This is a genomic window from Amycolatopsis sp. CA-126428, from assembly GCF_002904335.1.
Lineage (GTDB): Bacteria > Actinomycetota > Actinomycetes > Mycobacteriales > Pseudonocardiaceae > Amycolatopsis.
Window position 1 is genome coordinate 55,073 of record NZ_PPHF01000082.1, and the last position, 24,283, is coordinate 79,355.

Sequence of the window (24,283 nt, forward strand, 5' to 3'; positions counted from 1 at the left end):
AAGTTAGAAGGTCATGGGCCCTCCCGCAGATCGGCGACGGAGTTTTCCCGGGTCAGGCCGTTCTCCTGGGCGAGGATCGCGGCCTGCACGCGGGAGCGCAGGTCGAGTTTGGCGAGCACGCGCGAGACGTGCGTCTTCACCGTCGTCTCGCCGATGTACAGCCGGGTGCCGATCTGGGCGTTGGACAAACCCTCGCCCAGGCAGCCGAGCACCTCGCGCTCGCGCTCGGTGAGGTCGCCGAGGCCCTGGGGTGCCGGCGCCGGCTCCCGTCCCGACGCGGCGAAGGCGGTGATCACCCGCCGGGTGATCTGCGGAGCGAGCACGCCCTTTCCGGCCGCGACGAGCTTCACGGCCTCGATCAGCCGCGGTGCTTCGACCGACTTGAGCAGGAACCCGGCGGCGCCCGCCTGCAGCGTCCCGTCCACGTACTCGTCGAGGTCGAACGTGGTCAGCACGAGCACCTGCGTGAGCCCTTCGGCGACCAGTTGCCGGGTGGCGGCGATGCCGTCGGTGCCCGGCATCCGGACGTCCATCAGGGTGACGTCCGGACGGAGGGCGCGTGCCTTCCGCACGGCGGCGGCGCCGTCGGCGGCTTCGCCCACGACCTCGATGCCCTCGGCGTGGTTGAGGATGGTGGTGAGCCCGAAGCGGATGGCTTCGTGGTCGTCGGCGATGAGAACGGTGACGGTCATCGCTGGTCGCTCACCGGGAGGTCCGCGCGAACCAGCCAGCCCCCGTCGGCCGGGCCCGCGGTCAGCGTGCCGCCGACCGCGTCCGCGCGTTCGCGCATGTTCAGCAGACCGGCGCCGTCGGCGGGCTCGGTGTCGGCGTGGAAGACGTCGTTGCGGATCTCGACCTGCAGGACCTGGTCGACGAAGCAGACGTCGACGTCGACCCGGCCGCCGGGCGCGTGCTTGGCCGCGTTCGTCAGCGCCTCCTGCGCGATCCGGTACGCGGTCAGGTCGACCGCCGCCGGCAGCACCACGTCCACAGTGGACCCGACCGCGACGTCCAGCCCGCTCGCCCGCGCCGAATCCACCAGTTTGAGCAGTTCGGTGAGCCGGGCCGGCGCGGTCGTTTCCGCGGCTCCGCCGTCCGTTTTGAGCAGCCCGATCATCGTGCGCATCTCCTCCAGGGCGCTCACGCTGTTTTCCCGTACCGACCGCAGCACCGTCCTCGCCAGCTTCGGGTCGGGCATCGACAGCGCCGCCTCCGACTGGATCGCGATGGCCGAAAGGTGCCCGGCGATGACGTCGTGCAGGTCACGCGCCATCCGCCCGCGCTCGGCGGCGACCGCGGCCCGCCGGTCCAGCTCCGCTATTTTCGCGAGCTGCCGGGCGTTCGCCCGCTCGGTTTCGGCGATGTCGCGTTGCTGCCGGACGTTCGTCGCCCACCACACCGGCATGACGGCGAAGGGCAGCACCGTCACCGCGGCCAGCACCGCGGTGCGCCACTCGTGCGCGAGCACCAGTACGGCGACGAGCGCGCAGGGCACCGACAGCCCGGCGAGGCCGATCATCACCCGGCTCGTGCGCCGGGAGCCGTACAGCGTCGCCGCGTACAGGAAGTCGGTGTAGACGATCAGTGCCGGCAGCGACGCGCTGATCCAGACGTCCACCGCGAGCACCGCGGTGGCGATGATCAGTGCGCCCGGCACCCAGCGGCGCAGCATCGCCAGGCCGCAGAGCACGGTGAGTTCGATCAGCCGCACCCACAGCGGCGCGTCGTCGTGGGCGCCCAGCATCCGGTGGTTGCCGGTGGCGTAGATGCCGAAGCCGACCGCCCAGGTGGCGAGGGCGATCAGGGCGTCCTGCTGCCACACCGGGAGTGAGCGGAGGCGGGGGAACTGCATGTGACCATCCCAGCACACCGGGTGCCCGGTGTGCGTCCTACGAAGTGATGATGCCTGGTCCTCCTCTTCGCCGACGCGGCCGGCCGGGCGCGGGGGAGAGCGTGGAGAGGTGGACGAAATCGGGAAGTTCATCGCGGAGAACCCGACGGCCGCCGTCATCGCGGCGGGCGAGGCCGGGTTCTGGGTGCTCATCGCGGCGGGGCTCGCCGTGCGGTACGGCCTGCGTGCGCGGCGGACGTCGGCGGTGCTGCTCGCGCTGGTACCGCTGATCGACGTCGTGGTGCTGGTGGCGGCCACCGCCGACCTGGCCGGCGGCGCGAAGGCGAACTCCACGCACGGTCTCGCGGCGGTGTACCTCGGGTTCAGCGTGGTGTTCGGGCCGAGCCTGGTCCGCTGGGCCGACGTGCGGTTCGCGCACCGCTTCGCCGGCGGCCCGGCGCCACCGAAGCGGGAGGGGAAGGAGAGGCTGCACCACGAGTGGAGGGAGTTCGCGAAGTGCCTGCTGGCCTGCGGAATCGCGGCGGCGGCCCTGCTGGCGGCGATCTTCGCGATCGGCACGCCGGAGCAGGTCGCGCCGCTGTGGGACTGGTTCCCCCGGCTGGGCGCCGTGTCGGCGATCTGGCTGGTCACGGGGCCGGTCTGGGAGGAGCTGTCCGGTACGCGGGCGAAGGTGCGGCGGTGATCGGGTTGGCCGGAGGCGCCGGCGGGCTGGGAGGAAGGGGTTGTGACGATCGGGCTGGTTGGTGGGCGTGCTGTTCGGCCGGAGGGAGGAGTGCGGCGGTAGTCAGCTGCTCGAGAGCGTGCGATTGGCCAGCAGGCGGCCACGCGCCCCAGAGGGTGAGCCGCCCGCGAACCGCGGCCGGACAAGGGCCACAGGGGGCCGGGGGAGGGCGGCGGGAGCGGCCGGGGGACTGCCGCTCCCGCCGCGGGCGCCGGGAGTGACGTCGCCCGTGCAGATGGCGGGAACGGCCGGGCACCGGAATGCTGGTGCCGTGCCCGAAGAGATCCCCGCCCGCAGCCCCCTGCACGAGCTCGCCGACCTCCACGGGGTTGCCACCCGGTACCAGAACGCCGATCGGGTCTGGGTCGACGTGGACGACGAGGTCGTCGTCGCCGTCCTCGGACAGTTCGGGGTCGATGCGACCAGTGACCCCGCCATCGCCGCCGCTCTCACCGCCGCGCGGGAAGCGCCGGCCGCGCTGCCGCCGACCATCGTCGTGCGGGAGGGCACCGGCAAAGCGCTGGGTGTCGAGGCCGAGGTCGTCCTCGAAGACGGGACGCGGCGGCGGGTCGATGGGGAACTGCCCGCGGACCTGCCGCTCGGGTGGCACCGGGTCGTCACCGCCGAGCAGGACGTCGTTCTGGCCGTGGTGCCGGCGAAGCTGCCGCAAGTCACTCCCGCCTGGGGGTGGATGCTGCAGCTCTACGCCCTGCACTCGGCCGGGTCCTGGGGCATCGGCGACTACGCCGACCTCGCCACCTTCGCCGCCCGGTCGGCCGCGGAACTGGACGCCGGCGTGCTGCTGGTGAACCCGGTGCAGGCGATCAGCCCCGCGCACCCGATCGAACGGTCGCCGTACTCGCCGGCGAGCCGGCGGTTCGCCAACCCCGTCTACCTGCGCGTCACCGCCACCGAGACGTTCGAGCAAGCCGATGAGGCGACCCGGGCGGTCGTCGAGTCCCTGGCCCCGGACCGCGAAGGCGAACTGATCGACTACGACGCCGTCTGGACCGCCAAGCGGGCCGCGCTCGAGCTGCTGTGGCCGCACCGCGTCGAAGCGGTGCCCGAGGACGGGGACCTGCTCGGCTTCGCCCTCTTCTGCGCCCTCGCCGAGCTGCACGGCGCCGACTGGCGGGAGTGGCCCGAGGACCTGCGCGACCCGGCCGGACCGGCCACCGCGAAGGCGCGCGAGGAGCTCAAGGACCGCGTCGCCTTCCACGCCTGGCTTCAGCACCTCTGCCGGGTCCAGCTGGAGGCGGCGCGGAGAGCCGCGCGCGAGGCCGGGATGAACGTCGGGATCGTGCACGACCTGCCGGTCGGGGTGCACCCCGGCGGGGCGGACACGTGGGCGCTCAAAGACGTCTTCGCCGCCGATGTCCGGGTCGGCGCTCCGCCGGACGCCTTCAACCAGCAGGGACAGGACTGGAACCTGCCGCCGTGGCGGCCGGACAGGCTGGCCGAGGCCGGGTACGCGCCGTTCCGGGACGTCATCCGAGGCGTCCTGCGGTTCGCCGACGGCATCCGCGTCGACCACATCGCCGGCCTGTGGCGGCTGTGGTGGATCCCGCCGGGCGAGCCCGCGCACCGCGGCACGTACGTCCACTACGACGCCGAAGCCATGGTCGGCGTGCTCGCGCTCGAAGCGCACCGCGCCGGCGCCGTCGTCGTGGGGGAGGACCTCGGGACCGTCGAGGAGGTCGTCACCGACACCATGCACGAACGGGGGATGCTCAGCTCGGCCGTGCTGTGGTTCGAGCGGGACTGGGACGCGCCCGGCCAGCCGTTCACGCCGCCGGACAGCTGGGACCCGGACGCCATGGCCAGCATCTCCACGCACGACCTGCCCACGGTCTCGGGCTGGCTGAAGAGCGAGCACGTCCGGGTCCGGGCCGAGCTCGGGCTGCTGGACCGCGGGGTCGAAGCCGAGGAAGAAGCGGCCGCCGGGGAGCGCAAGGCGCTGCTGGAACTCGTTGCGCGGGAAGGGATTCCGGCCGACGACCCGGTCGTCGCGCTGCACACCCTGCTCGCGAGGGCCGCTTCGCGGCTCGTGCTGACCTCGCCGGCCGACGTCGCGGGCCAGGTGCGGCAGCCGAATCTGCCCGGAACGGTCGACCAGTACCCTAACTGGCGGATTCGCCTGCCCGTCAGCGTGGACGGCTTCTTCACCGCGCAGGGGGTCCGCGCAGCGGTCGCACCGCTGGCGGCGGCCCGGCCGCTGCCCCGGTAACGACCACACCGTCGCGCGCGACCCCCGATACGCGGACGCCACCGGCACGACCCAAGCTCGAGGAGAAACCCAGTGCGGCCCTGGCCCGGAACGCCCTACCCGCTCGGCGCCACCTACGACGGAGTCGGGACGAACTTCGCCCTGTTCTCCGAGGTGGCCGAGCGCGTCGAACTGTGCCTGTTCGACGCCGAGGGCAAGGAGACACGCCACGCGCTCGAAGAGGTCGACGGCTTCGTCCACCACGGCTACCTGCTCAACGTCGGCCCCGGCCAGCGCTACGGGTTCCGGGTGCACGGCCCGTACGACCCGAAGCGCGGCCTGCGCTGCAACCCGAACAAGCTGCTCATCGACCCGTACGCGAAGGCCGTCTCGCACGGCGTGAAGTGGGACGAGTCGCTGTTCGGCTACCAGTTCGACAACCCGGACGAGCGCAACGACGCCGACAGCGCCGGCCGCGTGCCGTATTCGCTGGTGGCGAACCCGTTCTTCGACTGGGGCAACGACCGGCAGCCGAAGCGGCCGTACAACGAGACGGTCATCTACGAAGCCCACGTCAAGGGCATGACCGTGCATCACCCGTTCGTGCCTGAAGCGCTGCGGGGCACGTACGCCGGCCTCGCGCACCCCGCCGTCGTCGAGCACCTGCAGAAACTCGGCGTGACCGCCGTCGAACTGCTGCCGGTGCACCAGTTCGTCACCGACCACGGCCTGGCCGAAAAGGGCCTGACGAACTACTGGGGCTACAACACGATCGGGTACTTCGCGCCCCACGACTCCTACTCGGCGGTGCCCGGGGAGGGCGGCCAGGTCCAGGAGTTCAAGGGCATGGTCAAGGCCTTCCACGAGGCGGGCATCGAAGTGATCCTCGACGTGGTTTACAACCACACCGCCGAGGGCAACCACCTCGGGCCGACCCTGTCGATGCGCGGCATCGACAACGAGGCCTACTACCGGCTGGTCGAGGGGGAGCCCGAGTACTACATGGACTACACCGGCACCGGGAACTCGCTGAACGTGCGCAACCCGCACACCCTGCAGCTGATCATGGACTCGCTGCGGTACTGGGTGACGGAGATGCACGTCGACGGCTTCCGGTTCGACCTCGCCTCCGCGCTGGCGCGCGAGTTCTACGACGTCGACCGGCTGTCGACCTTCTTCGACCTGGTGCAGCAGGACCCGATCGTCAGCCAGGTGAAGCTGATCGCCGAGCCGTGGGACGTCGGCCCGGGTGGCTACCAGGTCGGCAACTTCCCGCCGCTGTGGACGGAGTGGAACGGGCAGTTCCGCGACACCGTCCGCGACTTCTGGCGCGGCGAGCCCTCGACGCTGGGCGAGTTCGCCTCGCGCATCACCGGCTCGTCGGACCTCTACCAGGACGACGGCCGCCGCCCCTTCGCGTCGATCAACTTCGTCACCGCGCACGACGGTTTCACGCTGCGGGACCTGGTGTCCTACAACGAAAAGCACAACGGGGCCAACGGCGAGGACGGCCGCGACGGCGCCGACGACAACCGGTCGTGGAACTGCGGCGTCGAGGGCGACACCGACGATCCCGAGGTGCTGACCCTGCGCGTCCGGCAGCAGCGGAACATGCTGGCCACGCTGCTGCTGTCCCAAGGCGTGCCGATGATCCTGCACGGCGACGAGTTCGGCCGCACCCAGCAGGGCAACAACAACGTCTACTGCCAGGACTCGGAACTGTCCTGGATGGACTGGGAACTGGCCAAGGAGAACGCGGACCTGGTCAAGTTCACCGGCGGGCTGAGCGCGTTCCGGCACCGGCACCCGGTCTTCCGCCGCCGCCGCTTCTTCCAGGGCGGCCCGGTCGGCAAGGGCGAGAAGCTCGGCGACATCGCCTGGTTCACCCCGGCCGGCGAGGAGATGACCGAGCAGAACTGGGACGACGGCTTCGGCAAGGCGGTCGTCGTCTTCCTCAACGGCAAGGCGATCCCCGACCTCGACCAGCGCGGGATGAAGGTCGAGGACGACTCGTTCCTGCTCGCCTTCAACGCCCACTACGAGGACATCGACGCCACGCTCCCGGGCAACGGCTACGGGGAGAGCTGGACCGTCGTGGTCGACACCGCGACCGGGGAGGTGGAGCCCGCCGACGCGAAGCCGATCGAAGGCGGCGGCCGGCTCACCCTCCCCGCCCGGTCCCTGATCGTGCTGCAACGGACGGAGACGGAAGCCGAATGACGGTGCCGGAGTCGACCTACCGGGTGCAGCTGCGCCCGGAGTTCACCTTCGCCGACGCGGCCGGCATCGCCGGCTACCTGCGTGACCTCGGCATCGGCGCGCTGTACGCGTCGCCGGTGCTGGACGCGGCGCCGGGCTCGACGCACGGCTACGACGTCGTCGACCCGACCCGCGCGCGGCCCGCGCTCGGCGGCGAGGCCGCGCGCCAGGAGCTCTCGGCGCTGCTGAAGGAGCTCGGGCTGGGCCTGGTGGTGGACATCGTGCCGAACCACATGTCGGTCGAGGTGCCGAAGGCGAACCGCTGGTGGTGGGACGTGCTCGAGCACGGCCGCGACTCGGAGTACGCGTCCTTCTTCGACATCGACTGGGACCGCGGCCCGATCCTGCTGCCGGTCCTGGGCGACGATGACGCTGTCTCGGAACTGTCGGTCGAAGGCGACGAGCTGGTCTACTACGACCACCGGTTCCCGATCGCCCCCGGCACGGGAACCGGGACGCCGCAGGAGATCCACGAGCGCCAGCACTACCGCCTGGCCGGCTGGCGCCGCGGCAACGCCGAGCTGACCTACCGCCGGTTCTTCGACATCACGACCTTGGCCGCGGTCCGCGTCGAAGACCCGAAGGTGTTCGCCGAGACGCACGGCGAGGTGCTGCGCTGGGTCGCCGACGGCGACGTCACCGGCCTGCGCGTCGACCACCCGGACGGCCTGGCCGACCCGGGCGGCTACTTCCGGCGGCTGCGCGAGAACGCGCCGAACGCGTGGATCGTGGCCGAAAAGATCCTGCACCCGGGCGAGCCGCTGCCGCAGAGCTGGCCGGTCGACGGCACCACCGGCTACGACGCTCTGCGCGAGATCGCCGGCGTCTTCATCGACCCGCAGGGCGAGCCGGACTTCACCGCGCTGGCGAACGAACTGGGCGTGAAGACCGGGTACCACCGCGTCGAGGCCGAGGCCCGGCGCCTGGTCACCGACCGCATCCTGGTCGCCGAGGTCCGGCGGATCGCCGCGCTGCTGCCCGACATCGACCCCGAGCAGGCCCGGCAGGCGGTGGCCGAGACGATGGTCGCCTTCCCCGTCTACCGCTCCTACCTCCCCGAAGGCGCGGACCACTGGACGGCCGCGATCGCCGGGGCCCGGCAGGCGCGGCCCGACCTCGCCGACGCGCTGATCATCCTCGACGCCTACGTCCGCAAGAACCCGGAAAGCGAGCTGGCCACCCGGCTCCAGCAGACCTCCGGCATGGTCGTGGCGAAGGGCACCGAGGACACGACCTTCTACCGCTACACCCGCTTCGCCGCGCTCAACGAGGTCGGCGGCAACCCGGACCGGTTCGGCCTCGGCGTCGAGGAGTTCCACCGGCTGGCCGCCGAGCGCGAGGCCGGCTACCCGGCCGCGATGACGACGCTGACCACGCACGACACCAAGCGCTCCGAGGACACCCGCGCCCGGATGGCGGTACTGGCCGAAGTCCCCGGCGAGTTCGCCCAGGCCGTCCGCCGGTGGACCGCCCGGCGGGGGATCGACGAGCCGTCGCTCAACCTGCTGGCCTGGCAGACGCTGGTGTCGACCTGGCCGATCGAGCCGGCCCGGCTGCGGGACTACCTCGACAAGGCGGCGAAGGAGGCCAAGCTCCGGACCAGCTGGACCGACCACGACGAGGCCTTCGAGGCCGATGTCGCCGCGTGGCCCGAAGACGTCATGAACGATGCCGAGCTCGCGGCGGACGTCGAGGCGTTCGTCCAGCGCATCGAGGGCCCCGGTTACGCGAACTCGCTCGGCCAGAAGCTCGTCCAGCTCACCGCGCCCGGTGTCCCGGACGTCTACCAGGGCACCGAGCTGTGGGACTTCTCGCTGGTCGACCCGGACAACCGCCGCCCGGTGGACTACGCACTGCGTCGCGAGCTGCTGGCCCGGATCGCCGACGGCGAGCGGCCGGAGATCGACGCGTCGGGCGCGGCCAAGCTCCTGGTCGTGCACAAGGCGCTGAAGCTTCGCCAGGAGCACCCCGCGCTGTTCCGCGGCTACCGGCCGCTGCGGGCCGAGGGCGCGGCCGCCAAGCACGTCCTCGCCTACACGCGCAGCCCGGACCTCGCGGTGGCGGTCACCCGGCTTCCCGTCGGCCTCGAGGCCGACGGCGGCTGGCGCGACACCGTGCTGCCGCTGCCCGACGGCACCTGGACCGACGTCCTGACCGGTCGCGACGCCGCCTCGGACGTCGCCACCCTGTTCGATCGCTATCCCGTCGCGTTGCTGGTGCGAGGAGACGTATGAGGTTCAGCGTGTGGGCCCCCGCGGCCCGCCGGGTCCGGGTGAGCGTCGACGCCGGCGTGCACGAGATGACCGAAGCCGACGGCGGCTGGTGGCACGCCGAGGCCGAAGGCATCAACTACGCCTTCCTGCTCGACGACGAAAAGCCGCTGCCCGACCCCCGGTCGCGGTGGCAGCCGCACGGCGTCCACGCCGAGTCGCGGGTCTACGACCACAGCGAGTTCGCCTGGACCGACGACGCCTGGACCGGGCGGCAGCTGCCCGGCGGCGTCCTCTACGAACTGCACGTCGGCACCTTCACCGAGGGCGGCACCTTCGACGCGGCCATCGACCGGCTCGACCACCTCGTCGACCTCGGCATCACGCACGTCGAGCTGCTGCCGGTCAACGCCTTCGACGGCACCGCGGGCTGGGGCTACGACGGCGTCCTCTGGGGCGCGGTCCACGAGCCCTACGGCGGACCGGACGGGCTCAAGCGGTTCGTCGACGCGGCCCACGCGCGCGGCCTGGCCGTCGTGCTCGACGTCGTCTACAACCACCTCGGGCCGTCCGGGGCCTACCTCGACAAGTTCGGGCCGTACTTCGCCGGCCAGAACGACTGGGGCCCCGGCCTCAACCTCGACGGACCCGGCTCCGACGAGGTCCGCCGGTACGTGATCGACAACGCGCTGAGCTGGCTGCGCGACTTCCACATCGACGCACTGCGCCTGGACGCCGTGCACGCGCTGCTGGACCGGCGGGCCGTCCACCTGCTCGAACAGCTCGCCACCGAGGTCGACGCGCTGTCGGCGGCGCTCAACCGACCCCTGACCCTGATCGCCGAATCCGACCTCAACGACCCGCGGCTGGTCACGCCCCGCGAGCGCGGCGGGTACGGCCTGCACGCCCAGTGGTCGGACGACCTGCACCACGTCCTGCACGTCAAGCTGACCGGCGAGACGACGGGGTACTACGCGGACTTCGCCGCGCCGGACGCGCTCGAGCGGGTGCTGCGCGAGGTGTTCTTCCACGCGGGCACCTGGTCGTCCTTCCGGGAGCGGACGCACGGCCGCCCGGTCGACACGCGGACCGTGCCCGGCCACCGCTTCCTCGGCTACCTGCAGAACCACGACCAGATCGGCAACCGCGCGACCGGCGACCGGCTGTCCGCGACGGTCGCCCCGGGGCGGCTGGCTTGCGGTGCGGCGGTCCTGTTCTGCTCGCCGTACACGCCGATGGTGTTCATGGGGGAGGAGTGGGCGGCGAGCACGCCGTGGCAGTTCTTCGCGTCCTTCCCGGACCCGGAGCTGGCCGAGGCCGTCCGCACCGGCCGCCGTCGCGAGTTCTCCCGGCACGGCTGGGGCGAGTCGGACGTGCCGGACCCGATGGACCCGGCCACCGTCGAACGGTCGCGGCTGGACTGGTCCGAGCCGGCGCGTCCCGGTCACCGGGACATGCTGGAGCTGTACCGCGCGTTGATCCGGCTGCGCCGGGAGCGGCCCGAGCTGGCCGACCCGTGGGTCGCGGACCTGCGCGTCGACTCCGCGCCGGACGGGTCCTGGCTCGTGCTGCACCGCGGCGGGCTGCGGCTGGCCGTCAACTTCGGCCCCGGCCCGGTGACGCTGCCGCTCGGGGCGACCGTGTCGCTGCTCACGTGGGGGGAGGCCACCGTGGACGGTGGGGCCGCCCACCTGCCCCCGGACACCTTCGTCGTGGCCGATACGACGGCTTGACCGCGGTTACCTCCGGGTAACTGTCCGGTCATGGCGCGCACGGACCACCGCCGATCTGGGACGATTCAGGAATGGCCACACGACCCTCCGCCGACCACGTCCTCGCCGGCCGCCCCTTCCCCCTCGGAGCCCACCCCGAGGCCGGCGGGGTGCGGTTCGCGATCACGTCCGCCGTCGCGGACGCCGTCGAGCTGTGCCTGATCGACGCCGACGGGTCGGAACGCCGGATCGCGCTGACCGAGCGCACCTTCGGCGTCTGGCATGGCCTGGTGCCCGGGGTGACGCCGGGGCAGCGGTACGGCTACCGGATCCACGGCCCGTACGACCCCGCCCGCGGCCTGCGGTGCAACCCGCACAAGCTGCTGGTCGACCCGTACGCCCGGCAGATCACCGGCGGCCTCACCGACCTGACCGCGGCGCAGGGCTTCACCGGCGACCCGGAGCGCGGGCCGATGTCCACTGTGGATTCCCGGGGCAGCGTGCCGCTGTCGGTGGTGTCCTCGCCGGGCGGCCCGGACACCGGGACGAAGCCGGAGGTCCCGTTCGAGGAGGCGGTGGTCTACGAGCTGCACGTCAAGGGGTTCACCCAGCAGCACCCGTTCATCCCGGAGGCGCTGCGCGGCACCTACCTCGGCCTGGCCCACCCGGTCGCGATCGAGTACCTGACCCGGCTCGGCGTGACGTCGGTGGAGCTGCTGCCGGTGCACTCGTTCCTCGACGAGCCGTCGCTGGTCCGCGCCGGGCGGCACAACTACTGGGGCTACTCGCCGCTCGGCTTCTTCGCCCCGCACGCCGCCTACGCCAGCGAACCGGGCCACGAGGTCGAGGAGTTCCGGCTGATGGTCGCCGCCCTGCACGCGGCCGGCATCGAAGTGATCCTCGACGTCGTGTTCAACCACACCTGCGAGGGCGGCCCGGACGGGCCGACGCTGAGCTTCCGCGGGCTGAACGCGCCGGTGTACTACCTGCACACCGAGCGCGGGCACATGGCCGACATCACCGGCTGCGGCAACACCCTCGAGGCGGGCTCGCCGACCGTGGTCCGGCTGGTGACCGACTCGCTGCGGTACTGGACGCAGGAGATGGGCGTCGACGGCTTCCGCTTCGACCTCGCCAGCACGCTCGGGCGGCCGCGCGGCGGCGCGTTCGACCCGGCGTCGACGCTGCTCACCGCGATCACCACCGACCCGGTGCTCTCGCACTGCAAGCTGATCGCCGAGCCGTGGGACGCGACCGGCGAGGGCTACCGCGTCGGCGGCTTCGGCGCCCAGTGGGCGGAGTGGAACGGCCGCTACCGCGACACCGTGCGTGACTTCTGGCGCGGCGCGACCGGCGTCCGCGACCTCGCCTACCGGCTGTCCGGGTCGTCGGACCTGTACGACCACAACCTGCGGCGGCCGTGGCAGTCGATCAACTTCGTCACCGCCCACGACGGCTTCACGCTGCGGGACCTGGTGTCCTACAACGAAAAGCACAACGAAGGCAACGGCGAGGACAACCGCGACGGCACCAACGACAACCGCTCGTGGAACCACGGCGCCGAGGGTGACACGGCGGACGCCGGCATCCGCGACCTGCGGGCCCGGCAGGCGCGCAACATGTTCGCCACGCTGCTGCTGTCCACCGGCACCCCGATGCTCACCGCGGGTGACGAGTTCTGGCGGACCCAGGGCGGCAACAACAACGCGTACTGCCTCGACGACGAGACGTCGTGGTTCGACTGGACGCCGGACGACCCGGAGGCCGAGGCCATGCTCGCGTTCGCCCGCCGGGTCGTGCGGCTGCGCGCGAACAGCCCGGCGCTGCGGCAGCCGGAGTTCTTCGAAGGCCGGACCACGCCGACCGGCAAGCCGGACCTGGTCTGGTTCCGCCCGGACGGCGAGGAGTTCGGCGAAAGCGACTGGTTCGAGGACCGGCACACGCTCGGCATGTGGATCGACGGCTCGAACAGCCAGGCCCGCAACCGCGAGGGCGCGCTGGTGCCCGACCACTCGTGGCTGCTGTGGCTGCACGCGGGCGACGCGCCGGGCGACGTCGTCCTGCCCGGGCGCGAGTACGGCGAGACATTCAAGCCGACCCTCGACACGAGCACCGCGGACGGCAGCCCGGCCAACCCGGGCCCCCTCGAAGCCAAGAGCCGGCTGACGCTCCAGTCCCGCTCCCTGCTCCTGCTCCGCGCCCCCCGCCTGGCCGCCGAACCCCACCCCGAGCCCTACTGACCCGTACCTGAAGGGTCGACACGCGTGATCCGAAGGTCGACACGCGTGATTGAAGGGTCGACACGGCGGCCGTGCTCGTGTCGACCCGCCAATCACGCGAGTTGACTCCCCAATCACGCGTGTCGACCCTGGGGACACGGCCGAGTCGTCCGTTGGGGTACGGGTTTCGGCCGTTCGGGTTCGCGTGTCAGGCGGGCGGGAGCCGGGGTGGGGCGGCGGCCGGCCGTAACCTGCCGGACACCTGGGTGGAACTCCTTGCGCGGAAAGCGTTTCACCCGATCCGGTTTGGGTACCCGGGTAGAGAACCCTGCCGTGTGGACGCTTGATCGAGTCAGGCAGACTGACGCCGTCTGCGTCCAACCGACATATCGAAGGGCGTTGCCCATGACCGGCCGGCTCGGCATCGACGACGTCTCCCCCAGCGTGAGCTGCGGCCGGTATCCGGCCAAAGCCGTTGTGGGGGAACACATCCCGGTCTTCGCGACCGTCTGGCGCGAGGGCCACGACGCGGTCGCGGCCACCGTCGCGTGGCGCGGGCCGGAAGACCGGCTCACCCGCCAGACGCGGATGGTGCCGCGCGGCCCCGACCACCCGGACGAGTTCGCCGCGGTGATCGCCCCGGACACCACCGGCCTGTGGACGTTCCGGATCGACGCGTGGGGCGATCCCTGGGCGACGTGGGAGCACGCCGTCGAGGTGAAGGTCGCCGCCGGGCAGGGGCCCGAGGACCTCGCCAACGACATCGAGAACGGCGCCCGGCTGATCGAGCGCGTCTCCCGCCGCCCGGACCGCCGGGGCGAGAAGGCGCTGCTGGTCGGCGCGGTGAAGGCCCTGCGCGACGAAGAGCTCAGCCTCGCCGAACGCGTCGGCCCCGCGCTCTCGCCCGAGGTCCGCCAGATCATGCACGAGTTCCCGGTGCGGGAGCTGATCACCAAGGGCAAGCCGCACAAGGTGTGGGTGGACCGCCGCCGCGCCGCGTACGGCTCCTGGTACGAGCTGTTCCCCCGCTCCACCGGCGGGCTCGACGCCGAGGGCAAGGCGGTGCACGGCACCTTCGCCACCGCCGCGACCGCGCTCGACCGCGTCGCGAAAATGGGCTTCGACGTCGTCTACCTCCCGCCGATTCACCCGATCGGGCGAGTCAACCGCAAGGGGCCCAACAACACCTTGGACGCCAAGCCGGAAGACGTCGGTTCGCCGTGGGCGATCGGCGCCGACGAAGGCGGCCACGACGCCATCCACCCCGACCTCGGCACCTTCGAGGACTTCGACGCCTTCGTCGCGCGGGCCGCCGAGCTCGGCATGGAGGTGGCGCTCGACTTCGCGCTGCAGGCCGCGCCCGACCACCCGTGGGTGCTCAAGCACCCCGAGTTCTTCACGACCCGCCCGGACGGCTCGATCGCGTACGCGGAGAACCCGCCGAAGAAGTACCAGGACATCTACCCGATCAACTTCGACAACGACCCCAAGGCCGTCTACGAAGAGATGCTGCGGGTCATCACCGTCTGGATCGACCACGGGGTGAAGATCTTCCGGGTCGACAACCCGCACACCAAGCCGCCGGACTTCTGGGCCTGGCTGATCCAGTCGGTCAAGGACGCCCACCCGGACGTGCTGTTCCTGGCCGAGGCGTTCACCCGCCCCGCGCGCCTGTGGGGCCTGGCCCGGCTCGGCTTCACCCAGAGCTACACCTACTTCACCTGGCGCACCGGCAAGCAGGAACTGATCGACTTCGCCATCGACCTGCGCGAACACTGGCACGAGGGCCGCCCGAACCTGTTCGTCAACACCCCGGACATCCTCCACGAGTCGCTGCAGCGCGGCGGCCCCGGCATGTTCGCGCTGCGGGCGGCGCTGGCGGCGACGATCTCGCCGACGTGGGGCGTCTACTCCGGCTACGAGCTGTTCGAGCACGTCCCGGTCCGCGAAGGCAGCGAGGAGTACCTCGACTCCGAGAAGTACCAGCTGCGCCCGCGCGACTTCGAGCGCGCGCTCGACGAAGGCCGCTCGCTGGAGCCGTGGCTGGCGAAGCTGAACGCCGTCCGCCGCGCCCACCCGGCGCTGCAGCAGATGCGCACCCTGCACTTCCACCACATCGACAACGACGCGCTGCTGGCCTACTCCAAACAGGACCCGGCCACCGGCGACACCGTGGTCACGGTCGTCACCCTCGACCCGTACGGGCCGCAGGAGGGCACGTTGTGGCTCGACACCGCGGCGCTCGGCTTCGAAGCGCACGAGCGGCTGATCGCCCACGACGCGGTCACCGGCGACACCTGGGACTGGGGGCCGGCGAACTACGTCCGGCTCGAACCCTGGCGGGCGGTGGCGCACGTGGTGTCGGTGAGACGCCGGCTGGCCGGCTGAGGTGGAAGGACAGGCACTCGAGGGACGAGGTGGAACACATGGCGGAAGAAGCCCGGCCCGACGCGGCGTTGGGGCTGGACGGTGTCCCGCACACCGGTGAGGCGATGACCGCCGACGGCATGCTGGTCGAACCGCAGGCCGGGGACTTCCGGTCGGCGCAGCAGGCGCCGAGCAACCCGGAGTGGTTCAAGGGCGCGGTGTTCTACGAGGTGCTGGTGCGCGCGTTCGCCGACTCCAACGGCGACGGCACCGGCGACCTGCGCGGCCTGGCCGGGAGACTCGACTACCTGGCCTGGCTGGGCATCGACTGCCTGTGGCTGCCGCCGTTCTACGCCTCGCCCCTGCGCGACGGCGGGTACGACATCAGCGACTTCCGCGCGGTGCTGCCGGAGTTCGGCAGCGTCGAAGACTTCGTCTTCCTGCTCAACGAGGCCCACCGGCGCGGCATCCGGGTGATCACCGACCTGGTGCTCAACCACACCTCGGACGCGCACCCGTGGTTCCAGCAGTCCCGCAGCGACCCCGACGGCCCGTACGGCGACTACTACGTGTGGAGCGACGACGACTCGCGCTACGCCGACGCCCGGATCATCTTCGTCGACACCGAGACGTCGAACTGGACCTACGACCCGGTGCGCGGCCAGTTCTACTGGCACCGGTTCTTCTCCCACCAGCCCGACCTGAACTTCGAGAACGTCGACGTCCAGAACGCCATGATCGACACCCTGCGGTTCTGGCTGGACCTGGGCATCGACGGGTTCCGCCTGGACGCCGTGCCGTACCTGTTCGAGCAGGAGGGCACCAACTGCGAGAACCTGCCGCGCACGCACGAGTTCCTCAAGCGCTGCCGCAAGGTCGTGGACGACGAGTACCCCGGCCGGATCCTGCTGGCCGAGGCGAACCAGTGGCCCTCGGACGTCGTCGAGTACTTCGGCGACCCGGCGGTCGGCGGCGACGAGTGCCACATGGCGTTCCACTTCCCGCTGATGCCGCGGATCTTCATGGCGGTGCGGCGCGAGTCCCGGTTCCCGATCTCGGAGATCCTCACCCAGACCCCGACCATCCCCAGCGGGGCCCAGTGGGGCATCTTCCTGCGCAACCACGACGAGCTGACCCTCGAGATGGTCACCGACGAAGAGCGCGACTACATGTACGCGGAGTACGCCAAGGACCCGCGCATGAAGGCCAACATCGGCATCCGCCGCCGGCTGGCCCCGCTGCTGGACAACGACCGCAACCAGCAGGAGCTGTTCACCGCGATGCTGCTGTCGCTCCCCGGTTCGCCCGTTCTGTACTACGGTGACGAGATCGGCATGGGAGACAACATCTGGCTCGGAGACCGCGACGCGGTGCGCACCCCCATGCAGTGGACCCCGGATCGCAACGCCGGGTTCTCCTCCTGCGACCCGGGCCGCATCTACCTGCCGGTGATCATGGACCCGGTGTACGGCTACCAGGGCCTGAACGTCGAGGCGCAGTCGAACAACGCGTCTTCGCTGCTCAACTGGACCCGCCGGATGATCGAGGTGCGCAAGCAGCACCACGCGTTCGCCGAGGGCGAGTTCATCGACCTCGGCGGGTCGAACCCGAGCGTGCTGGCCTACAAGCGCCAGTGGCGGCGCCCGGACGGCGGCGAAGACGTCGTGCTCTGCGTGAACAACCTCTCCCGGTTCCCGCAGCCGGTGGAGCTGGACCTGTCCGCGCACCGCGGGTGCACGCCGGTGGAGCTCACCGGCGGCGTGCGGTTCCCCAGCATCGGGGACCTGTCGTACCTGCTGACGCTGCCCGGGCACGGCTTCTACTGGTTCCAGCTGACGAGCCCGGGAGACGAAGGCGAAGCGAGGTGAGTCCCTTGTCCGACCCGCGCGAGCTGGTCGACGACCTGACCGGCGACCTGAAGCGCTGGCTGCCGGAACAGCGGTGGTTCGCCGGCAAAGACCGGCCGGTGACCGAAGTCCGGCCGCTCGGCGTGACCGAGCTGATGTCCGGTGATCCGCAGTTGCTGCACGTCGTCATCGAGGTCGTGCAGGACGACCGGCGTGAGCCCTACCAGCTGCTGGTGGGCCGGCGGACGCACCCGCCGGAGATCGCCTCGACCAGCTGGATCGGCGCCGTCGGCGATCTCAACGCCTACGAGGCGTCCGGTGACCTGGACGTCACCGGCGTGCTGCTGGACCTGATGGCCCGCCAGGAGCGGGTCGGGGTGCTGGTCTTCGAGCACGAGCCCGGCGTGGAGCTGGAGACCGGCCTGCGCGCCCGGCCGATCACGTCGGAGCAGAGCAACACGTCCCTGGTCTACGGCGGGCAGTACATCCTCAAGCTGTTCCGGAAGCTGTCGCCGGGCAAGAACAAGGACCTGCTGCTGCACCGCGCGCTGCAGGGCGTCGGCAGCAAGCACATCGCCCCGGTGCTCGGGTCGGTCACCGGCGAACTGAACGGCGAGCCGACCACCGTCGGCATGCTCCAGCAGTTCGTGTCGGACGCGGTCGACGGCTGGGCGATGGCCACCACCAGCGTCCGCGACCTGATGGCCGCACCCGAACTGCACCCGGAAGAGGTCGGCGGCGACTTCGCCGGCGAGGCCGAGCGGCTCGGGCGCGCCGTCGCCGAGGTGCACGCGGACCTCGCCGAGGCGCTCGGCACCGAGCCCGCCGACGCCGACGAGCTCGAGCGCTCGACCAAGGCGATGCTCGACCGGCTCGACACGCTCGCCGGCCGGGTACCCGAGCTGGCCGAGCACGCCCCCAAGCTGCGGGCGGCGTTCGAGGGGTTGCGCACGCTGCCCGCGGGCTCGGTGACCATGCAGTACATCCACGGCGACCTGCACCTCGGTCAGGTGCTGCGGACCGTCGGCGGCTGGCTGCTGATCGACTTCGAGGGCGAGCCCGCGGCCCCGGTCGAGGAACGCCACGCGCTGCGGTCGCCGTTGCGCGACGTGGCGGGCATGCTGAGGTCGTTCGACTACGCGGCCCAGCAGATGCTGGTCGGCCAGCCGGACGAACCGGCGCTGGCCGAGCGCGCCCACGAGTGGTCGGCGCGCAACCGGGCGGCGTTCTGCGAGGGCTACGCCGCGATCGCGGCCGACCCGCGGGAGCAGGGCGAGCTGCTGCGCGCTTTCGAACTGGACAAGGCGGTCTACGAAGTGGGTTACGAGCACGCGAACCGGCCGGACTGGCTGGGCGTGCCGCTCGCCTCGATCGCCCGGATCACTAGCGGAGGGACGAAACCGTGAACGCGGCTCCCGAAGGCTTCCCGGCCGCGGCCCCGCCGGCCGCGGACATCGACCGGCTGCTCGCCGGGTCCCACCACGACCCGCACTCGGTGCTGGGCGTGCACGCGGCGGGCAAGGGCTTCGCGGCCCGGGCGCTGCTGCCCGGCGCGAAAGCCGTCACGCTGTGCGCGGGTGGGCACAAGTACCCGATGGAACCGGTGATCGACGCGCTGTTCGCCGTCGCCGTGCCCGAAAACCCCGGCGACTACCGGCTGGAAGTCGAGTACGACGGGCACACCGCCACCTCCGACGACCCGTACCGCTGGCTGCCCACGGTGGGCGAGCTGGACCTGCACCTGATCGGCGAGGGCCGGCACGAGCGGCTCTGGGAGGTGCTGGGCGCGCACGTCCGGTCGTACGAGACGCCGAACGGCGTCGTCGAGGGGACGTCGTTCGCGGTCTGGGCGCCGAACGCGCGCGGCATCCGCGTGATCGGCGACTTCAACGGCTGGGACGGGCGCGGGCACCCGATGCGCTCGCTCGGTTCGTCCGGGGTCTGGGAGCTGTTCGTGCCCGGCGTCGGCGTGGGCACCCGCTACAAGTTCCGGATCCTGGGTGCCGACGGCAACTGGCACGAGAAGGCCGACCCGATGGCGTTCGGCACGGAGCAGCCGCCGGCGACGGCCTCGGTCGTCACCAGCTCGGCGCACCTGTGGGAAGACGACGAGTGGGTCGCTCAGCGCGAAGCCACGCAATGGGCCGCGGCGCCGATGAGCATCTACGAGGTGCACCTCGGTTCGTGGCGGCCCGGCCTGGACTACCGGGAGCTGGCCGACCAGCTGGGCGACTACCTCGTCGAAACCGGTTTCACGCACGTGGAGCTGCTGCCGGTGTCGGAGCACCCGTTCGGCGGCTCGTGGGGCTACCAGGTGACGTCGTACTACGCGCCGACGTCCCGCTTCGGCTCGCCGGACGACTTCCGCTACTTCGTCGACCACCTGCACCAGCGGGGGATCGGCGTGCTCGTGGACTGGGTGCCCGCGCACTTCCCGAAGGACAGCTGGGCGCTGGCGAAGTTCGACGGCACCGCGCTGTACGAGCACGCGGACCCCCGCCGCGGCGAGCAGCCCGACTGGGGCACGCTCGTGTTCGACTTCGGCCGCAACGAGGTCCGCAACTTCCTGGTCGCCAACGCGCTGTACTGGATCGAGGAGTTCCACCTCGACGGCCTGCGGGTCGACGCGGTGGCGTCGATGCTGTACCTCGACTACTCCCGCAACGAAGGGGAGTGGCTGCCGAACCAGTACGGCGGGCGGGAGAACCTCGACGCCGTGCGGTTCCTGCAGGAGCTGAACGCAACCGTCTACAAGCGACACCCGGGCATCGTGATGGTGGCCGAGGAGTCGACGGCCTGGCCGGGTGTCACGCGCCCGACGCACCTCGGCGGCCTCGGGTTCGGCTTCAAGTGGAACATGGGCTGGATGCACGACACGCTCCGGTACCTCTCCCACGAGCCGATCCACCGCGCGTACCACCACAACGAGATGACGTTTTCGCTCGTGTACGCGTGGAGCGAGAACTTCGTGCTGCCGCTGTCGCACGACGAAGTGGTGCACGGCAAGGGATCCCTGTGGGGCCGGATGCCGGGGGACGCCTGGAACAAGGCGGCCGGGCTGCGCTCGCTGCTGGCGTTCATGTGGGCGCACCCGGGCAAGCAGCTGCTGTTCATGGGCGGCGAGTTCGGCCAGCCGGGGGAGTGGTCGGAGTCGAAGTCGCTCGACTGGCACCTGATGGACGAGCCGCTGCACCTCGGCGTCTGGGAGCTGCTGCGGTCGCTGAACACGGTGTACCGGTCGTCGCCGGCGTTGTACAGCCAGGACACCTCGCCGGACGGCTTCCGCTGGATCGACGCGAACGACTCGAGCGGCAACGTGCTGAGCTTCTTCCGCATCGGCACCGACGGCTCACGCCTGGCCTGCGTGGCCAACTTCGCCGGCGTCCCGCACCACGACTACCGGGTGGGCCTGCCCGCGGCGGGCCGCTGGCGGGAGGTCGTCAACACCGACGCCGAGGCGTACGGCGGCTCCGGGGTCGGGAACCTGGGCGCGGTGGAGGCCACGGAGGACCCGTGGCACGGCCAACCGGCCTCCGCGGTCCTCCAGCTCCCCCCGGCCGGAGTCCTCTGGCTGGTCGAAGAGACCCCACCGGACCCCGACTTGGCGTGACCCGAGGGTCGACACGCGTGATCCGAAGGTCGACACGCGTGATTGAGGGGACGACACGGCACCGGCATCGTGTCGACCCTTCAATCACGCGAGTCGACTTCCCCATCACGGGTGTCGACCTCTCGATCACGCGAAAAGCCTTCCGCGGGGTGGGTGTGGCGGGCTTACCATCGGGGGATGGGCGGCACCGGTGACGTCCTTGCGAACCTGATCCTCTTCGCCGTGGTCTGCCTCGCCCCCACGGTGCTGTTCTGGTGCGCGCTGCGCGTCCCCAAGGTGGTCGGCTGGGTCCGGGAGAAGCGGGCGCAGCCGCAGGCGGACGGTCCGCCGATCGAACGCGTCGCCGCGGACCTGCGGCGGGTGCACCGGCTGCTCGCCGGCTACCCGTCCGGGACACCGGCGGCGCGCCGGCTCGGCACCCGGCAGGCGTACGACGAACTCCTGACCGTGGCCTGCCGCCAGGTCGGCGTCCCGCACCGGCTCGGGGAGCTGCCCGAGGGGATGGACCGCGAGATCGAACGCCTGCGCGTCGAGCAGTCGCTGCGGGAGCGCGGGCTGGCCGTGCCCTGACTTGTCCACGTCGTGTACGCGCTGCGGGCACGCTGCCGGCATGCGACTTCTGATCGGCTTCGTCGTGCTGCTCCTGCTCGGCCTCACCCCGGCTCACCGCCGGGGACACCTTCGCCACCCACGGCTCACGGATCGCCGCGCTGGACGCGAAACTCCCGCCGCGCGGGCTCGGTTCGCTGCTCGCCGACACCAACCGGAAGGCCCGCCCGCTCTGCCACGGCACGTATCTGGCCGCGGCGCCCGCGGGCTTCTGCTGGGAAGACGGAGGAGACGACAAGACCAACGACTGGATTCCCCAGGGCCTCACCGGCTCGGGCGACGCGGACCCGGCGACCGGCACCGCCGGCGGCAAGCGCGTCGTCGCGGCGTCGTGGCACACCCCGGGCGACACGATGGTCCGCCTGTCCTTTGTGGACGCCAACGGCCTCGGCTACCGCCACGTCCTGCTCGTGGAACCGACCTCCGGCAGCGACTTCTCCGTCGTCACCGGGCACGGGCACGGCATGACCTGGGCCGGCAACCTGCTGTTCGTGGCGACCACCGGCGGCCTGATCCGCGTCTTCGACACGACGCACTTCTGGAAGGTGGACGACGGCGCCGGGACGGTCGGCCTGGGGTCCGGCGGCAAGTACCACGCGGCGTTCTACGACTACGCGATGCCGCAGGTCGGCGCGTACTGGTACCCGGGCGGCGGCGCGTGCACGACCGCGACCGGTACGCGCCCCTGCCTGTCGACGTTGTCGTTCGACCACACCGGTTCGACGTTCGTGACGGCGGAACACGTTCCGTCCGCGGCGGGCGGCCGGGTCCTGCGCTGGCCGTTCGACCGCGCCACCGGGCGGTTGGTGACCGCGGCCGACGGGTTGGTGCGCGCCGTCGAAGGGTTCTCGTCACCGGTGTGGGGCATACGCCGGGGTGGCGGGCGACCACCCGTCGTGCCTGCACGGCGGGGCCGGCGGCGCATCGACGTCGAGGCTGGCCGGGCAGGCCCCGGTCAACAGCCAGAACCTGTCGTACTGGCCGGCCACGGGCGAGCTGTGGCTGATCAACGAACAGCTGCGCGAGCGCGTGGTCGGCCACGTCCCCTGGACGACGCTGACCGGACGGCCCTGAACAGACGTGACCCCGCCACCGAAGATTCTCGGTGGCGGGGTCACGCGAAAAGAACTCTCAGTCCAGGTAGTCCCGCAGGACCTGGGACCGCGACGGGTGGCGCAGCTTCGACATCGTCTTCGACTCGATCTGCCGGATGCGCTCGCGGGTCACCCCGTACACCTGGCCGATCTCGTCGAGCGTGCGCGGCTGGCCGTCCGTGAGGCCGAAGCGCAGCCGGACCACGCCCGCCTCGCGCTCGGACAGCGTCTGCAGCACCGACTGAAGCTGGTCCTGCAGCAGCGTGAACGACACCGCGTCGACCGCGACGACCGCTTCGGAGTCTTCGATGAAGTCGCCGAGCTGGCTGTCGCCCTCGTCGCCGATCGTCTGGTCGAGCGAGATCGGCTCCCGCGCGTACTGCTGGATCTCCAGGACCTTCTCCGGGGAGATGTCCATTTCCTTCGCGAGCTCTTCCGGGGTCGGCTCGCGGCCGAGGTCCTGGAGCAGTTCACGCTGGATGCGGCCCAGCTTGTTGATGACCTCGACCATGTGCACCGGGATGCGGATGGTGCGCGCCTGGTCGGCCATCGCGCGGGTGATCGCCTGGCGGATCCACCACGTGGCGTACGTCGAGAACTTGTAGCCCTTGGTGTAGTCGAACTTCTCCACCGCGCGGATCAGGCCGAGGTTGCCCTCCTGGATCAGGTCCAGGAACGCCATGCCGCGGCCGGTGTAGCGCTTGGCCAGCGAGACCACGAGCCGGAGGTTCGCCTCGAGCAGGTGGTTCTTGGCGCGCTCGCCGTCACGCACGATCCACTTGAGATCGCGGCGCATCTGGGTGACGAGCTTCTCGCCCTCCTCCTCGGCGGTGCGCACGCGCTCGGCGGCGTAGAGCCCGGCTTCGATCCGCTTGGCCAGCTCCACCTCCTCCTCCGCGTTCAGCAGCGCGACCTTGCCGATCTGCTTGAGGTAGGCACGCACGGAGTCGGCGGAGGCGGTGAGCTCGGCGTCCTTGCGCGCCTGGCGCAGCGCCTCGGACTCCTCTTCGTCCCAGACGAAGTCCGGGTTGTCGCTCTTGGCCGCGGCCTTGTCGGCCGCCGCGCCGCGACGCCGCTGCGCCGGGGTCTCCTCGTCCGACTCGTCGTCGTCATCGTCGTCTTCGGCCGAGTCGGCCTCCGGCTCGTCGGCGACCGTCTCTTCGACGACGTCGACCTCGACCTCTTCCAGGTCCGACAGATCGGGCGTGCCCAGTTCGTCGTCCTCGAGGTCGGCGGGACCGTCCGGCTCGCCGTCTTCGGTCTTGCCGCCCTTGGTCACGGCCTTCTTCGCCGGGGCCTTCTTGGCCGGAGTCTTCTTGGCGGTGGTGGTGGTCTTGCGGGCCGCCGGCTTCGCCGTCCCGGTGGCTGCCTCTTCGGCCGGCTCGCCGGCTGCGGTCGCTGTCTTCGTCCCGCCTCGGGTTGCGGTTCTTGCGGCTGCCACTTACGCCCTTTCGCAGCGGTCGATCACGACGAGCAACGGCCTGGGGCCACTGCTGCCTCACATTCGGGGATCACGCCTCGGCCTGCGGTTTTGACCTCCGCAGCCGTGGGCCGTGTTCCATTGTAACGACGGTACG

The 24,283-nt window shown here is 71.3% G+C and carries 16 protein-coding genes; 12 read left to right on the forward strand and 4 right to left on the reverse strand.

Annotation, left to right across the window (positions count from 1 at the left end):
- Positions 1-11: 11 nt before the first annotated feature.
- Positions 12-692: a response regulator gene (locus C2L58_RS22830; RefSeq protein WP_103339654.1), complete on the reverse strand. Its 681-nt coding sequence runs from the start codon at positions 690-692 to the stop codon at positions 12-14.
- Positions 689-1,852, reverse strand: a complete 1,164-nt coding sequence (locus C2L58_RS22835) for a sensor histidine kinase (protein ID WP_103339655.1) — start codon at positions 1,850-1,852, stop codon at positions 689-691. Before C2L58_RS22835 ends, C2L58_RS22830 begins: the two co-directional genes overlap by 4 nt.
- 109 nt (positions 1,853-1,961) lie before the next feature.
- On the opposite strand from C2L58_RS22835, the gene C2L58_RS22840 reads away from it, so the two are divergent.
- The 11 genes from C2L58_RS22840 (at position 1,962) to C2L58_RS22890 (ending at position 21,573) form a co-directional block, all read left to right on the forward strand.
- A complete protein-coding gene (locus tag C2L58_RS22840; protein WP_103339656.1) occupies positions 1,962-2,534 on the forward strand; it encodes a hypothetical protein in 573 nt (190 codons plus the stop codon).
- Between the two features lie 310 nt (positions 2,535-2,844).
- Positions 2,845-4,800 (forward strand): 4-alpha-glucanotransferase, encoded by a 1,956-nt coding sequence (malQ, locus tag C2L58_RS22845; RefSeq protein ID WP_103339657.1) that lies wholly within the window; start codon positions 2,845-2,847, stop codon positions 4,798-4,800.
- 72 nt (positions 4,801-4,872) lie between these two features.
- The gene (gene glgX, locus C2L58_RS22850) at positions 4,873-6,999 is read left to right on the forward strand and encodes a glycogen debranching protein GlgX (RefSeq protein WP_103339658.1); all 2,127 of its coding nucleotides are present in this window, start codon (positions 4,873-4,875) and stop codon (positions 6,997-6,999) included.
- The gene (treY, locus tag C2L58_RS22855; protein WP_103339659.1) at positions 6,996-9,272 is read left to right on the forward strand and encodes a malto-oligosyltrehalose synthase; all 2,277 of its coding nucleotides are present in this window, start codon (positions 6,996-6,998) and stop codon (positions 9,270-9,272) included. The genes glgX (C2L58_RS22850) and treY overlap by 4 nt, the downstream gene beginning before the upstream one ends.
- Entirely contained in the window at positions 9,269-10,981 is a 1,713-nt protein-coding gene (gene treZ, locus C2L58_RS22860; RefSeq protein ID WP_103339660.1) for a malto-oligosyltrehalose trehalohydrolase, read from the forward strand. The genes treY and treZ overlap by 4 nt, the downstream gene beginning before the upstream one ends.
- A gap of 71 nt (positions 10,982-11,052) precedes the next feature.
- Positions 11,053-13,200, forward strand: a complete 2,148-nt coding sequence (gene glgX / locus C2L58_RS22865; RefSeq protein WP_103339661.1) for a glycogen debranching protein GlgX — start codon at positions 11,053-11,055, stop codon at positions 13,198-13,200.
- A gap of 384 nt (positions 13,201-13,584) precedes the next feature.
- Positions 13,585-15,567 (forward strand): maltotransferase domain-containing protein, encoded by a 1,983-nt coding sequence (locus tag C2L58_RS22870; protein ID WP_103339662.1) that lies wholly within the window; start codon positions 13,585-13,587, stop codon positions 15,565-15,567.
- A 38-nt stretch (positions 15,568-15,605) separates the two neighbouring features.
- Entirely contained in the window at positions 15,606-17,414 is a 1,809-nt protein-coding gene (treS, locus tag C2L58_RS22875) for a maltose alpha-D-glucosyltransferase (protein WP_103339663.1), read from the forward strand.
- 5 nt (positions 17,415-17,419) lie between these two features.
- The gene (locus tag C2L58_RS22880) at positions 17,420-18,799 is read left to right on the forward strand and encodes a maltokinase N-terminal cap-like domain-containing protein (RefSeq protein WP_103339664.1); all 1,380 of its coding nucleotides are present in this window, start codon (positions 17,420-17,422) and stop codon (positions 18,797-18,799) included.
- Positions 18,796-21,003 (forward strand): 1,4-alpha-glucan branching protein GlgB, encoded by a 2,208-nt coding sequence (gene glgB / locus C2L58_RS22885; protein ID WP_103339665.1) that lies wholly within the window; start codon positions 18,796-18,798, stop codon positions 21,001-21,003. The genes C2L58_RS22880 and glgB overlap by 4 nt, the downstream gene beginning before the upstream one ends.
- Before the next feature lie 177 nt (positions 21,004-21,180).
- The gene (locus tag C2L58_RS22890; RefSeq protein ID WP_103339666.1) at positions 21,181-21,573 is read left to right on the forward strand and encodes a hypothetical protein; all 393 of its coding nucleotides are present in this window, start codon (positions 21,181-21,183) and stop codon (positions 21,571-21,573) included.
- Between the two features lie 649 nt (positions 21,574-22,222).
- Here C2L58_RS22890 and C2L58_RS50545 read toward each other — a convergent pair.
- On the reverse strand, positions 22,223-22,480 hold the full coding sequence (locus C2L58_RS50545) for a hypothetical protein (RefSeq protein WP_233225866.1): 258 nt from the start codon (positions 22,478-22,480) through the stop codon (positions 22,223-22,225).
- Between the two features lie 8 nt (positions 22,481-22,488).
- On the opposite strand from C2L58_RS50545, the gene C2L58_RS50550 reads away from it, so the two are divergent.
- Positions 22,489-22,686, forward strand: coding sequence for a hypothetical protein (locus C2L58_RS50550; RefSeq protein WP_233225867.1), 198 nt, complete (start codon positions 22,489-22,491; stop codon positions 22,684-22,686).
- A gap of 57 nt (positions 22,687-22,743) precedes the next feature.
- On the opposite strand, the gene C2L58_RS22900 is transcribed toward C2L58_RS50550, so the two are convergent.
- Positions 22,744-24,147, reverse strand: coding sequence for an RNA polymerase sigma factor (locus C2L58_RS22900; protein WP_103339667.1), 1,404 nt, complete (start codon positions 24,145-24,147; stop codon positions 22,744-22,746).
- Positions 24,148-24,283: the final 136 nt, after the last annotated feature.